Origin of the sequence: Psychrobacter sp. GP33 (assembly GCF_014119005.1) — a bacterium.
In the GTDB taxonomy this organism is placed as follows: domain Bacteria; phylum Pseudomonadota; class Gammaproteobacteria; order Pseudomonadales; family Moraxellaceae; genus Psychrobacter.
Map to the genome: position 1 here is coordinate 258,949 of NZ_JACGYX010000003.1, position 14,343 is coordinate 273,291.

At 43.3% G+C, this 14,343-nt stretch carries 10 protein-coding genes; all 10 read right to left on the reverse strand.

The genetic code is table 11. The features are described 5' to 3' along the window. Window positions 1–127: 127 nt before the first annotated feature. Window positions 128–568: a YtoQ family protein gene (locus H2245_RS05900; RefSeq protein ID WP_182406456.1), complete on the reverse strand. Its 441-nt coding sequence runs from the start codon at window positions 566–568 to the stop codon at window positions 128–130. Between the two features lie 194 nt (window positions 569–762). Continuing rightward, complete coding sequence (locus H2245_RS05905; RefSeq protein WP_182406457.1) at window positions 763–1,629, reverse strand: RNA methyltransferase; 867 nt, start codon at window positions 1,627–1,629, stop codon at window positions 763–765. Then, window positions 1,629–2,003: an Hpt domain-containing protein gene (locus tag H2245_RS05910; protein WP_310734119.1), complete on the reverse strand. Its 375-nt coding sequence runs from the start codon at window positions 2,001–2,003 to the stop codon at window positions 1,629–1,631. The genes H2245_RS05905 and H2245_RS05910 overlap by 1 nt, the downstream gene beginning before the upstream one ends. A gap of 93 nt (window positions 2,004–2,096) precedes the next feature. Further along, on the reverse strand, window positions 2,097–5,798 hold the full coding sequence (gene dnaE / locus H2245_RS05915) for a DNA polymerase III subunit alpha (RefSeq protein WP_182406458.1): 3,702 nt from the start codon (window positions 5,796–5,798) through the stop codon (window positions 2,097–2,099). Between the two features lie 362 nt (window positions 5,799–6,160). Next, window positions 6,161–7,420 (reverse strand): FAD-binding oxidoreductase, encoded by a 1,260-nt coding sequence (locus H2245_RS05920; RefSeq protein ID WP_182406459.1) that lies wholly within the window; start codon window positions 7,418–7,420, stop codon window positions 6,161–6,163. Between the two features lie 141 nt (window positions 7,421–7,561). After that, a complete protein-coding gene (locus tag H2245_RS05925) occupies window positions 7,562–9,010 on the reverse strand; it encodes a sodium:alanine symporter family protein (RefSeq protein ID WP_182406460.1) in 1,449 nt (482 codons plus the stop codon). A gap of 106 nt (window positions 9,011–9,116) precedes the next feature. Next, window positions 9,117–10,613 (reverse strand): aldehyde dehydrogenase, encoded by a 1,497-nt coding sequence (locus H2245_RS05930; RefSeq protein ID WP_182406461.1) that lies wholly within the window; start codon window positions 10,611–10,613, stop codon window positions 9,117–9,119. A 106-nt stretch (window positions 10,614–10,719) separates the two neighbouring features. Beyond that, window positions 10,720–11,586, reverse strand: coding sequence for a 4-hydroxy-tetrahydrodipicolinate synthase (gene dapA, locus H2245_RS05935; RefSeq protein ID WP_182406462.1), 867 nt, complete (start codon window positions 11,584–11,586; stop codon window positions 10,720–10,722). A gap of 132 nt (window positions 11,587–11,718) precedes the next feature. Continuing rightward, a complete protein-coding gene (locus H2245_RS05940) occupies window positions 11,719–12,972 on the reverse strand; it encodes an FAD-binding oxidoreductase (protein WP_182406463.1) in 1,254 nt (417 codons plus the stop codon). An 89-nt stretch (window positions 12,973–13,061) separates the two neighbouring features. After that, window positions 13,062–14,051, reverse strand: coding sequence for a proline racemase family protein (locus tag H2245_RS05945; RefSeq protein WP_182406464.1), 990 nt, complete (start codon window positions 14,049–14,051; stop codon window positions 13,062–13,064). Window positions 14,052–14,343: the final 292 nt, after the last annotated feature.

The following is a 14,343-nucleotide window of genomic DNA, read 5'->3' on the forward strand; positions in this document are numbered from 1 at the left end:
TATTATAAAACATAGCCATGAGTTATAAATAAAAACAGATTGGAATCTAACATTAGTTTTTTATCTAAAGGCGACCATTTTTGTCCGCAATACTGCCACATGTATTTCGCCTTCACTGCAATATCTATTAGTTGCTGGTAGTATATTTTAGCAACTCGACCACTTGTTCAGGTGTTTGCGCCCATGCCATTGCTGCAGCGTCAACTTCTTTCAATGGATGAATAATATCCTCAGCATGCAGCGTGATATACGGCTTGCCCAAGGCAGCACAGCAGCCAGCGTCGAATGCAGCGTTCCATTGTTTGTATTTATCACCGAAACGAATAATAGCTATATCGCATTTTTGTATGAGGTTTTTAGTACGAATCGCATTGACCTTCGACGATTTATGGTCACGCCAGAATGAATTATCGTCTTTACCCAGCACATCGCCAGCCGCGTCGCTAGCTTCATGTTCGGTCACAGCAGATGTGAACTCAATGGGAAGACCAAGTTCTTTTGCGCCTTGCATGATTTTCTGACGCCAATCAGTGTGTATTTCTCCAGATAAATAGACTGTCCAATTCATAATTAACTCCGTTTTATTATTAAATGATGTGCAACTGCTAGTTAGCGATTGCTGGTATTGATTATAAAAATAATAACTACTAAATGTTGGGTGTGGCGCGCAGTAGTATATCAGTCGCAGTCAATATAGGGTAGCCAATGCTAATATCTCTAATACTGATAAAAGTTCAGCGCGATATACTTTATACGTAAGCTTTAGTCTTTTAGAAGTTTAGCGACTAAGGCGCTTAATAACTGAAACTCTTTTTGGTCCAGTTGTATACGTGAACCAAGACGTGATAAGCGTAATGGTAATGATCTTAGATGATCGCTATCAGCAAGACCACGCTGAACCATCAGCTCAGTGACGCGCACCGTTAATTGTTGTAGCTGCTGTTGAGTAATGGCTGGCTCATCCCATTGTTGCCGAATATAAGTGTTTAATATGGGTGACACATGACTGTTTGACGCTTCATTATTATCTATTGTTCCACCACTATACATACTGCTAGAGATGTGAGTTTGAGCATAAGCAAAAATAAAGCTGGCAATCACCTGCACAGCCGAGGCGACATTAAGAACAGGATAATCGGAATTGGCATCAATCTGAATATGGTAATCGGCATACCCTAACTCTTCATTGGTCAATCCACGATCTTCACGACCAAATAGTATAGCGATATTAGGTATGGCATCAGTGCTATTTTGCTTATTAGTAAGGCTCTGATTGTCAATAAAGTCCAGCATAATTTTGGCTGCTTGTGTCGGCGTGACTACAGGGCGCGGCATATGACGGCTGCGGCTGCTGGCAGCAAAAACCAGTTGGCAATCAGCGATAGCTGTCTCTAATGTCGGGGTAATCGTTGCGGCTGCCAAAACGTCGTTGCCACCTGCCGCATGGGATACGCTGGTCTCATCAATAGGCAGTTTAGGATTAACCACAGTCAAGCGTGACAAACCCATGGTATGCATTGCCCGTGCTGCTGAGCCGATATTTGCTGGTAAGGTGGTATTTACCATAACAACTTGCAAACAAGATAAATAATCGTGAACGGTATGTTCTGCTACAAATGGATTACTCATTAATTATTCAGCCGTTGATTGATTTCATTTTCAACCTCTTTTAATGCTAGCGCTAGTGCTTCGACAAGTAACCTTGATTGGTCGATTTTCTGAGCGCTGCAGGCAGATTGAAGTTGATCGCTAAGATTAATCAGCTGTATTGCACCCAAATTGGCGCTTCCTCCTTTTAATGCATGAGCAGCTTCAAAACCTGCCACATTATCATTATTTGTCAAGGCGGAGTATAACGACGCAATACGCTGTTTACTGTCAGTAAAATAAACTTGAATAAGCTCTATAAAATCCTCTTCGAATAAATCACGCATGTCTTCAAATTGCTCTATATTAATAATTTCCCTATCAATAGAATGCTTGGACGAATGTGCATTAACCACGATGAGATATCCCTTTAATAAAATGAGAGGAAGCTGCTTCTTTTATTGCAGGAGCGCTGGCTATCAATGTAAATGTTAGTTATGGAATGTGTATTAGTTATAATGTAAATGTAAGTTATCCGCGTTAATTATACTCTTTAACTGTTGTAGATTATCATCATTAGGATAGATGCGCCAATGCTCAGACAACCCAACATTAGCAATAGCATAATCTGCATAGATACTTAGCCCAAGCGGAATGCAATTATCATTTAGGGGAATGTCTATGTTATTAAGTGCATTATCATCATGATTTTGATTAATATCTTGGTCTAATGCTAATAAATCATTGCCATTTTCATCATATAAACTGCTGTCTTCATTTATCACATTATTATTGTAATAATCATTAACGTTGCTATCACTTTGTCCGTCTTGCTCATTACTCTGATTCAGGCGCGGTGCAGGTATTAAGTCAGCTTGGGCAGATTTAAGCACCGGTTGCATGCGCGTTAGTAAGTCAATATCGCTTGCATGAATTTTAACACTGATTTTTTTTAGCCAACGCAGGCGTGCATCAACCATGCTCATGGCATTATCAAGACGGGCAAACAAACGTCCGTCACGCTCACGGATACTGCCTTTGATAATGACCACTTCATCAACTTTTAATTGTTCTTTGACGCGGTTAAAGCGCTCAGCGTAGCAGCTGACTTCAAGCCTTGAGGTGCCGTCATCTAAAATAATGACGTTACGATTACCGAAGTTGGCAATATCAATGATTAATCCTGCAAAATAACAGCTGCCGTTATAGCCAGTATCAGCCAATTTGTCGAGTCGTGCACCTGAGGTATAGCGCTTTAGCTCATCTAAGTATTCATTGATTGGATGCCCTGTTAAATATAGACCCAAAGTGTTCTTTTCAGCTTTCAGACGGTGCTTGTCACCCCAAATAAGCTCTGGGGTCATAACCAGTGGCGGTGCAGCGACGACGCCATCCGTTTCACCAAACAAATCCATCATACCGATTTCGCGGTTTTGACGGTCTTGCTCCGCGGCTTGCACGGCACTTGGTAGCTGACTCATTAATGCGCCACGAATCTCATATGCTTCATCTGATGGCAAGTCAGGTCGTAAAATGGCTGCAAAGTCATCAAAACAACCAGCGTTTATCAGTCCTTCAAGGGTACGCTTATTGACCTTTTTGATATCAACGCGGCGGCAAAAATCATATAGGTCTTTAAAAGGTCCTTCACGGCGGCGCGCATCGACGATAGATGCAACAGCACCTTCACCAACGCCTTTAATCGCGCCCAAACCATAAATAATATTGGTCGGCGTATCGGCAACAAAATGCCATTCACTACGGTTAACCGATGGATTGACTACCGTTAAAGCAAAGTTTTCACGGCAGTCATTGATAAAGAACACCACGTTATCGGTGTTGTTCATATCTGATGTGAGTACGGCTGCCATAAATTCGGCAGGATAGTATTGTTTTAGATACGCGGTCTGATAGGCGAGTACGCCATAAGCGGCAGAATGCGAGCGGTTAAAACCGTAGCCAGCAAATTTTTCCATCAAGTCAAACACGCCGCCAGATGTCGCTTCGTCAATACCTTGAGCAGTTGCGCCAGTGACAAAAATATCACGCTGTTTTGCCATTTCTTCAGGTTTCTTTTTACCCATAGCGCGGCGTAGCATATCCGCCCCGCCCAAGCTATAGCCTGCCATTACCTGCGATATTTGCATGACTTGTTCTTGATAAACAATAACGCCATTGGTATTTTCTAAAATGGGCTCAAGATTGGGGTGGTCATAGATAACTTCTTCGCGACCATGCTTACGGTCAATATACATCTCAACCATGCCAGCATCGAGTGGACCGGGGCGATAGAGCGCGCACATGGCGATAACGTCTTCGATATTGGTCGGTTGCAACTTAGCCAAATACTTTTTCATGCCCATACTTTCTAGCTGAAAGACGGCAGTGGTTTTGGCATCTTGCAAGAGCTTATAGGCTTTAGCGTCATCAAGTGGCAAGTCTTCTAATACCAATTCTGCCACGCCTTCTTTTTTACGGCGCAGGTTAATGTTCTCGACAGCAGCATTAATCACCGTCAAGTTACGTAGTCCTAAAAAGTCAAATTTTACCAGCCCAACCGCTTCGACATCATCTTTATCAAACTGGCTGACACGATGACCTTCGTCATCACAGTAAATGGCACTAAAATCAGTAATCTTGTGCGGCGCAATTAACACGCCGCCAGCATGTTTACCGACGTTTCTGCAAATGCCTTCAAGCTTAATGGCCATCTCCCACACTTCAGTAGCATCTTCATAATCCATATTGTCAGGATTAGAAATCAAGTCTTTAAGCTGTGGCTCTTGTTCAAGCGCTTGACTAAGTGTGATGCCCGGTGTTTTAGGAATAAGTTTAGACATTTTGCTGGCAAGAAAGTAGGATTTGCTTTGCGCACGCGCTACGTCTCGTACAACCGCTTTTGCTGCCATCGTACCAAAGGTAATGATTTGCGAAACAGCTTCTCGACCATAGGTCTGCGCCACATAATCAATAACGCGGTCGCGACCTTCAATACAAAAGTCAATATCGAAATCGGGCATGGAGACACGCTCGGGATTCAAAAAGCGCTCAAATAATAAGTCGTAGTGAATAGGATCGAGGTCGGTAATATTGAGTGCATAAGCGACAAGCGAGCCTGCACCGGAACCACGACCGGGGCCGACTGGGACGCCATTGGCTTTTGCCCAGCGGATAAAGTCCATTACGATTAAAAAATAACCGGGGAAACCCATTGATAAAATAACTTTTAGCTCATACTCTAAACGCTCATCATACCTTTGGCGAATATCACTCCAATTATCACTACGTATGTCAACTGGAAATAGTTTGTCTAAACGATTTTCAAGCCCGCGCTGCGATTCTAAGCGAAAGAAAGATTCAGTCGTCTCACCTTCAGGTACTGGAAACTCTGGTAGTACATTAATACCAAGCGTCAACGTTACATTACAGCGCGTTGCCAAGCGCAAGGTGTTGTCAATAACCTGCGGGATATCGGTAAAGAGCTGCTGCATTTGTGCTTGAGTTTTCAGATACTGCTCATCAGAATAAGTCTGCGGACGATTTTGATCGGCGAGTACGTAAGAGCCAGCAATACAAACCCGCGCTTCATGAGCATCGAAATCGTCTTGCTCCAAAAACCGCACATCATTATGAGCAATGATAGGAATATGATGTTTTGCACCCGAGTAAATAGCCGCCTTAATAAAGGCGTCTTCACCCGTACGATTGGTGCGCTTAATCGCAAAATATAAGCGATCAGCAAACTGCGCTTGCCACTCTGCAAGTAGCTCATCGGCTTTTTCCGGCATAGAGCCGACTAAGGCCTGTCCAACGTCTGACTTTTCGGTAAAGAGTACAATCACACCTGCCGCATGCTCAAGAATATGACTACGTTTAACAATAGGCACACCATGATTGGCAGGGTCAGCACGACCTTCGGTAAATCCAAGCGACACGATACGAGTGATGTTTTGATAACCCTCATTATTCATTGCCAGCAGTACCAAACGCGAGTCCTCATTATCCATGATGACTTCGCTGCCGATAATAGGCTTAATACCCGAACCTAAGCAAGCACGATAGAATTTTACCGTCGCATACAGGTTGGATAAATCCGTCAAGGCAAGGGCGCTTTGATTGTCTGCCGCCGCCGCTTTAACCAACGATTTAATACGAACAATAGAATCGGTAATGGAATATTCGCTGTGGATGCCAAGGTGTACAAATGCCATAGAAGACTCTTACGGATGCAAATAAAAAAGAAGAATACTAATAAAGAGACTAGTATAGAAGTAAGAAATACTTAATTATCAATGCTTTAGTTGATAAAAAGGCTGTAATAGCCTTATATTTCTGTCCTAATATTGGGCGCTAATCATAGCATTATTTAGCGTCTACAGCCACTTATTCAGTGACGTAGGTATTGTTAGTTGAGCTACATAATAAATGGCTTAGAAATAATATTTACTGAAAATAAGAGTGGTTCTATAGCAGATTTAAGCAGACCGTTACCTTGTTAAGATATAAAAGGTATTAAAAAAGCCCTCTATATCATAACAATATAGAAGGCTTTTTTAATACTAACAATAATAACTCAATGAGATTTTTTACCAAAACGATCAAGCTTATACCCCTTAGGGTCAATAGTGTGTGGATCGTCAAAATAGTACTCAGCAATCATCCGTGCACTCACGACCGATTGAGTCAAACCTAAATGATGATGACCAAAGTTTAAAAACACTCGCCCAATTCTATCAATGACTGGCAAAGAATCCACTGTCGTTGGTCTAAAGCCCATCCACGGCACACTATCATCAGTATTTAATGGTGTTTTTAACATAGGCTGTGCATGTTGCAGTAGCTTGTGCGCACGCTGCATATTAGGAGGCGCATCGAGCCCTGCGTATTCCACTGTGCCCGCTAGGCGTAAACCACCTTCCATCGGTGTCATAATAAAATGCCGATCCAAACTCGATACCGACATGTTTAAGCGCTTGCTCTCATGCGGCAGCATCAAGTGATAGCCACGCTCAGTATCCAGTGGCACTTTAACGCCCGTAAGTTGTTTGGCTAATGCTTTTGAGTAAGCGCCTGCTGATAGGACAACTTTAGAGGCAATAATATCGCCGTGGTTAGTTTTTAAGTGAATACCGTCCTCGCTTGGCACAGCTTCAAGCACGTGGCAATGCTCAATGATATGACCTCCAAGCTGCCTAAAGGTGTTAGCAAGACTATCGTGAATGGCTTGCAGATTGGTAAAATGTCCAGTCTCGGAGAAGTATAGAGCATCGAGCTTACTGTTGTCCAAGGCGGGCTCATACTCTGCAATACCTTCTTTGGTTAGCAGATGATTGACCACCCCAACATCATTAAGACGTTTACCATAATCGGTTAGTATCTTTAGATTAGTGGGGTGCTCTATGGTTAATAGTGAGCCGCTGGTATGCACCCACTGATTTAGCTCAAATTGAGTTGCAAAGTTTTGCCATGCCTCTAAGCTGCTTTGATTGAGGTTTAATATCGCCTTATGAATACGGTCAAAAGGCTCAGAGCGCATATTTAACAAGAGCTGTAGCGCCCACGGCATCAAACGCGGCAGATAGCGCCAATCTAATCGTAGCGGTCCAGTAGGATTAAGCAGCATGGCGGGAATATGACGTAACATACTAGCGTCAGCAACGGGGAATACCTGCTCGGTTGCTAGATGTCCTGCGTTACCTGATGAAGTACCCTTACATATCTCATCGGCTTCGAGTAGGCATACCTTTACCCCACGTGCCTGTAGCGTTACCGCCGTCGTTAAACCAATAATACCACCACCAATAATATGTATATCGAATTCTTGAGTATTCATAAGTGCTCTCAACAGGCTAGTATAAATGAGATTGATAGGTTCCGATGAGCTATAATATATTTTATAAGAGCAAGCTCTCGGTGTCATAATAAAAGTAAGGGTTTTTATTTATAAAAGTATCAGAAATACTCTAATTAATATTTAGCGCTTATCATGTCTATCACTATATTCTATCCAGAAATCCGCATTTTCAACACCAGCTTTCCTTGGGTCGAACACAGGATTGAGCCCTAATTTCATTTGCTTATCATAGTCTTTCAACACTTTTAGAGCTGTTTTGCTGAGTAAGACAATGGCGATAAAGTTGAGGTAACACATACTGCCAAAGCCAATATCACCTAGCGCCCACATCATGCCTACCGACTGTATGCTGCCGCTAAAACAGACGATTAAAAATACGATTTTTAATAACGGTTTTAAGATAGGGTAACGCATTTTGCTATCTAGATATACCATTGTGGTTTCGGCGATATAGTAATAAGCAATCAAACAAGTGAAAGCAAATAAGAATATAGCAATCGCAACGAAACCGCTGCCGTATTGGCTAAATACAGTGGATACTGCTGCTTGTGTAAATGCAGTTCCAGCTTCAATACCGGGCAGATTTTCGACCAAAGTCAGTCCTTCTGTAGGAATGACATTATACATACCCGTAGATAAAATCATGAGCGCAGTTGCGGTACATACGACAACCGTATCGATGTAGATAGAAAAGCTTTGCACTAAGCCTTGTTTGGCAGGGTGTGAGACTTCTGCTGCAGCTGAGCTGAAAGTCGCTTCGCCTGCGCCCGCAACGTTTGAAAAGACCGCACGACGTACACCCCAAGAAATAGCTAGACCAATAATACCGCCAAAAACTGCATCCATACCAAAGGCGCTTTTAAAAATTAAGGCGAACATAGCAGGCAAGTTTGAGGCATTAAAGGATAATACGATGACCATCATGGCGATATAACCAATTGCCATAAAGGGGACGACTTTACCGGCAAAGCTGGCAATACGTTTGACGCCCCCAAAGATAATAACGGCTAGCATGGCAACAATAATAATACCAGTTACCATGGGCGGTATATTAAAAGCTGTGTTAAATGAATCGGCAATAGTATTGGCTTGTACGCCCGGAACAAGTACACCGTAAGAGAGACAAGTCACAGAAGCTACAATGACGGCAAATGGCTTCATCTTTAGACCGCGCTCAATGTAGAAGGGTGAGCCGCCGCGATATTGACCATCAACCTCATGCTTATACACCTGCGCAAGGGTTGATTCGATAAAAGCACTGGCACCGCCAAGCAGACCCATAATCACCATCCAAAATACTGCGCCAGGACCACCTGCGGCAATGGCAGTAGCAACTCCAGCGATATTACCGACGCCAATTCGACCTGATAATGCCATGCAAAACGCTTGGAATGAGCTAATGCCTTGGTCAGACTGTTGTTTGTCAAATAACAGTCTAACCATCTCTTTGAGGTAGCGGAACTGGACGCCGCGTGTCATGACAGTAAAGTAAATCCCAACACCGAGTGCTAGGTATACTAACGCATCACTCCATATATAGCCGACAATGGTATTAATAATCGCTTCCATGATCTTACTTCCCTGTAAGTATGTGACTAAAGTCTTAGATTATTTTTTTAATATAAAATGCGGTCATATCACCGTATTAAGCGACATGACCGCGTTACCAAAGCTATCAATTTACCAACCAAATGGTTTTGGTTTGCGTATATTGTGATAAGGCTTCAAGTCCATTATCACGACCACCGAATCCTGATTGCTTATAGCCACCGAATGGCGTGGTAATATCTCCTTCTGAAAAGCCATTAATAGAAACAGTGCCTGCTTTAATAGCGGAAGCAACCCGATAAGCACGCTTGATATTTTGCGTATAAAAAGACGCCGCTAAGCCAAATTCAGTATCATTGGCAAGCGCGATGGCTTCTTCATCCGTCTCAAAACTGGTCACTGCAAGCAAGGGACCAAAGACTTCTTCTTTAAATAGCGTCATATCGGGCGTGACATCATCAAAAATAGTCGGTTCGATATACCAACCGCTACCCAATTCAGTATGAATTTTGCCACCTGCCACTAGGGTTGCGCCTTCTGCTTTTGCCGTCTCTAAATAATGACAAACTTTTTCAAAATGCGCTTTTTCAATCATAGGACCAATGGCGGTATCGACATCATAAGGCGAGCCGATTTTCCAACCTTTAAGCCCTTCTTTAAGCTTATTCAGGAGGGTTTCTTTTTGACTGCTATGTACTAGTAAGCGTGAGCCACAACTGCAATTTTCACTCATGTTCCAAAAGGCGGCTGATAAAATATCATTAATCACAGCATCGTCTAATACGGCATCATCAAATACCACTTGTGGGCTTTTGCCACCGCATTCTAAAACGATTTCTTTCAAGTTGCTTTGCGCGGCATATTGTAAAAATAGGCGACCCACTTCTATTGAGCCTGTGAATGACACCATATCGATATCCATGTGACGACCGATGGCAGCGCCAATAGTTTTACCCGTACCACAAATTAGCTGTAACGCTTCTTTAGGCACACCTGCTTCATAAGCCAATTCGGTTAAGCGGTAAGCAGATAATGAGGTTAATGCGGCAGGTTTAACAATGACGGAGTTGCCCATCATCAATGCTGGTGCCACTTTCCATGCATACATTTGTGCAGGGAAGTTCCATGGCAGCACCGCACCTACGACACCGATGGGCTCTTGGATAATAAGTCCTAAAGCGGCGCTACCAGTAGGGGCGACTTTACCAAATACTTTATCAGCGGCTTCGGCATACCACTCAAAAGTTTCGATGGTTGCTGGAATATCGGTATTTAAGCATTCGGTAATGGGTTTACCCGCATCGACACAATCTAATGCTGCAAGTTCTTCTGAATGCTCATGCATGAGGGCGCACCAGCGCTGCATGATGGTTTTACGCTCGCTAGGGGCTAAGCGTCGCCACGTGCCGTTTTCAAAACCGTCACGCGCAGCTTTCACGGCAGCATCGACGTCTTCTGCTGTCCCTGCGGCAATTTGACCGATAAGGGTGTTATCAATAGGAGTATGATTGTCTAATGTCGCCTCGGATTGAGGTTCAGCAACCGTTAATTGACCTGCCCATAATTTTTGTTGTTTGGCTTGCTCAAATACTTGCTCTTTAGTAGTTTTTTCTTTAGTAATCATTTTTATCATCCTTGTCTGCTTAGTTTGATGCCGTAAGCTTGTGTTTTGAACACGGCATCAGCTTTGGCGTTAGTTATCCTTGACATTATTGTTACTAAATTCAGTGCTATTTAGGCAATAATGCTAAAAATTCTGCTTTTTCGTCCGCTGGCATGTCAGTCAAGGGCACACGTACTGAACCGACATTGACGCTGCCTTTTAAACAACCGGCTTTGGCTTTTTGGTTATAGTTGCCAGATTCCATAGAATGGATAGCGGGGTAGATTTTGCTCATGATATGTTTGGCTTTGTCCCAGTCGCCTTCTTGAGTGGCATTAAAGAGGGCGACTTGTTCTTCTGGAAAAACGTTAGCTGCGCCCGCAATCCAGCTTTTTGCGCCCCAAAAGAAGAAATCAACCGGTTGGTCGTCACAGCCACAAACCACTTCAAAGTTATCAAAATTTGCTTGCAGCATGCGTAGCGCATGACTAAAGTCGCCGCTGCTTTCTTTAACGCCCACGATATTAGGATGTTTTGCTAAGTGCGCCACCGTGTCAAAATCGATGCTCACGCCAACACGAGCAGGGAAGTTGTACATGATAATCGGCAGCTCACTGGCGTCCGCGACTTTTTCAAAATGGGCGATGATACCGTCTTGCTCAGGTAAGCTATAAGGCGGAGCAGATAGCATTAAGCCGTCATAACCTAAAGTTTTGGCTTGTTCGGCAAGTTTAATAGAGTGATCAGTTGATAAGTTGTTGATACCAGCGATTAACGTAACTTTACCTTTGGCAGCTTTAGCGATGGTGGTTAGCACCAGTTCACGCTCTGCGTCTGAAAAGGTGTAGTATTCACCAGTAGTTCCGCAGGCGACAATACCCGTCACGCCTTTGTCAATAAATGCTTCTACTAGCGTGGTTAAGGTTTCGGCATCGACATCGCCATGGTTGTCAAAAGGGGTGACGATTGGGACTAAAATTCCATTTATATTCATGAGACTATCCTTAGTTATTGATAAATTGGTTATTGATGATTTTATTCATAGTGATTTAAAGTTAAATCGCTTATTTTTTTTACCTTTCTTTCTTGATATGGCTTTCTTGACATAGCGTCATAGAGTTTCATATCAGGCTTTCTTAAAACGGTTTAATCGGTAAGGGGTCGGGTCGATAGTGTGTGGCTCATCAAAATAATACGCTGCAATCATTTGCGCACTGACCACTGCTTGCGTTAAGCCTAAATGCTGATGACCAAAATTTAAAAATACGCGACCAATATTATCGATGACAGGTAATGAGTCTGCGGTTGAAGGACGAAATCCCATCCACGGCACGCTATCTGTGGCATCTAAATTTTCTTTAAGCATTGGCTGCGCCAGTGGCAAGAGCATTTGCGCGCGTCGCATATTGGCAGGCGCATCTAATCCGGCATACTCTACCGTCCCTGCCAACCGTAGCCCATCTTGCATCGGAGTCATAATGAAGCGCCGATCTATACTTGATACGGGTATTTGCAAGCGCGTATTTTCATGAGGAAGCATCAAGTGATAGCCACGCTCAGTATCTAAGGGCACGCTCACACCAGTCAGTTGCTTGGCAAGTGCTTTTGAATGCGCGCCTGCAGATAGCATTACCTTATTTGCCGTCATTTCACCTTGACTGGTGGTGAGAAGAATCCCTTCTGCATTAAGCGTGGCTTCAAGCACACGGCAATGTTCAATGATATGACCGTCCAGTTGTCGAAAGGTATTGCTAAGCTGACTGATGATGGCTTTTAAATTGGTAACGTGACCGGTATCAGGAAAAAACAACGCATTCAGCTGATTGTCTTGCAAGGCAGGTTCACGTTCTTGCAATGTCTCTTTACTCAATAACTCATTTGCTACGCCAATGTCGTTAAGACGGTTGCCATGAGCGATTAAATGCGCAATGCTGGCAGGCTTTTCGACTGTTAATAATGAGCCTTTTACCTGTACCCAATCATTGAGCTGCCACTGAGTGGCAAAGTCTTGCCATGCTTGTAAACTGTGTTGATTTAACTGTAATAAAGCCTTATGAATACGGGCAAATGGCTCAGGGCGCATATTCATTAATAATTGGATTGCCCATGGCATTAAGCGTGGCAAGTAGCGCCAATCTAGCCGTAACGGACCTGCAGGATTAAACAACATCGCTGGGAGATGACGTAAGATACTGGCGTCAGCAATGGGGAACACTTGTTCGGTTGCTAAGTGACCCGCATTACCAAATGAAGCACCTTGACCCACTTCGTTGGCATCAAGCAGTGCTACTTTTACGCCCCGCGCTTGCAACGTTACCGCTGTCACTAGACCGATAATACCGCCACCAATAATATGTAAGTCGAAGTTTTGGGTGTCCATAAATGCTCTCGATAACTCATATTTACTTCAGCATAGGTACTTAAAATAGACGAATACAAATTTTTTCAGTGCTGTAAATTTAGCTCGCCTTATAAAGAAGATATGCCCCACTTAAAAGGATCATTATCTTGTAAAATTAAGCGGGTTTCTGCACAGACATAAGAATGACCACAAATTGTTGGAATAATGGTATTGTTAGGATATGTGCCCGTTTGGTCGAGCAGGCTAGGCGTTGCGTATTGATAACTGCCGGTAAATGAGCTGCCAACCACACCTTGTTGGTGCCATAAGTGCTCAGGTGCTAATTTGTTATCAGCGGCTAAGCAGGCAAGTTTGGCGCTAGTGCCCGTACCACAAGGTGAGCGGTCATAAGCAGCACCCGGACATAACACAAAGTTTTTGCTATCAATGTTAGCTTCTGTGCTATCGGCAAACAGCTCAATATGGTCAATCTCACCACCGTCTTTCCCTGTGATATTGCCCGCGACTAAAGCTTGTTTAATCTGGATACATACTTGCGTCAGCGCTTCAACATTATTGGCAGCAATATCTTGTCCATGCTCACTCACCAAAAAGAACCAGTTGCCACCCCACGCGATATCACCGCGAATCACACCAAGCTCAGGGACATTGACTTCAACTTGTTTTTTATAGCGATAAGAGGGGACATTTTGTACGCTGCAGCTACCGTCGTCATGTAAAGTGGTTTTGACCAAGCCGACTGGTGTTTCTAACCAATGCTCGCCTGCAGTGATTTTTTGTTGATGCGCTAAAGAAATCATTACGCCAATAGTGCCGTGCCCACACATCCCAAGGTAGCCGGCGTTATTAAAAAAGATAACTCCTGCAGTGGCTTTAGGGTTGGTGGCAGGTAACAGCAAAGCACCAACAAGAACATCATTGCCACGAGGTTCTAAAATGATACTTTGGCGTAGATGATCAAAGTTTTGCTTGAAGTAGTGCAACTTGTCTTGAATGGTGTCGCCAACCAGAGTAGGAAAGCCATCATAGACCATACGTGTGGGCTCACCACCGGTATGCGAATCTATAATCTCAAAGTTATATAGTGTAGAAGCCATGACCGACATCCTAATTCATCCGTGTAAAAGGTACATTCCATTGTCATTCATCAGACCCGATATCTTCCTAACTACTGAATACCTAATACGTCATAGCCAGTACTGAATATCTAAGGTCTGTATATAGATTGGACTTTTTTAAATGTATCGTCTTGCTGTTTTTTTGGTAAAAAATGCGCATTTCTGCATAGTTGATACTTAAATTAGCGAATGTTTTAATGAGAAGGTACGAAGGATTAGTAGCGTACCGCGAATAAATGGGGAATAAAAAAGAGGAGGTTAGCCTATAATT

Excerpts from the sequence above, each read along its gene's own strand:
- H2245_RS05900 (WP_182406456.1), bottom strand. The coding sequence starts at position 568 with ATGAATTGGACAGTCTATTTATCTGGAGAAATACACACTGATTGGCGT.
- H2245_RS05905 (WP_182406457.1), bottom strand. The coding sequence starts at position 1,629 with ATGAGTAATCCATTTGTAGCAGAACATACCGTTCACGATTATTTATCT.
- dnaE (WP_182406458.1), bottom strand. The coding sequence starts at position 5,798 with ATGGCATTTGTACACCTTGGCATCCACAGCGAATATTCCATTACCGAT.
- H2245_RS05920 (WP_182406459.1), bottom strand. The coding sequence starts at position 7,420 with ATGAATACTCAAGAATTCGATATACATATTATTGGTGGTGGTATTATT.
- H2245_RS05925 (WP_182406460.1), bottom strand. The coding sequence starts at position 9,010 with ATGGAAGCGATTATTAATACCATTGTCGGCTATATATGGAGTGATGCG.
- H2245_RS05930 (WP_182406461.1), bottom strand. The coding sequence starts at position 10,613 with ATGATTACTAAAGAAAAAACTACTAAAGAGCAAGTATTTGAGCAAGCC.
- dapA (WP_182406462.1), bottom strand. The coding sequence starts at position 11,586 with ATGAATATAAATGGAATTTTAGTCCCAATCGTCACCCCTTTTGACAAC.
- H2245_RS05940 (WP_182406463.1), bottom strand. The coding sequence starts at position 12,972 with ATGGACACCCAAAACTTCGACTTACATATTATTGGTGGCGGTATTATC.
- H2245_RS05945 (WP_182406464.1), bottom strand. The coding sequence starts at position 14,051 with ATGGCTTCTACACTATATAACTTTGAGATTATAGATTCGCATACCGGT.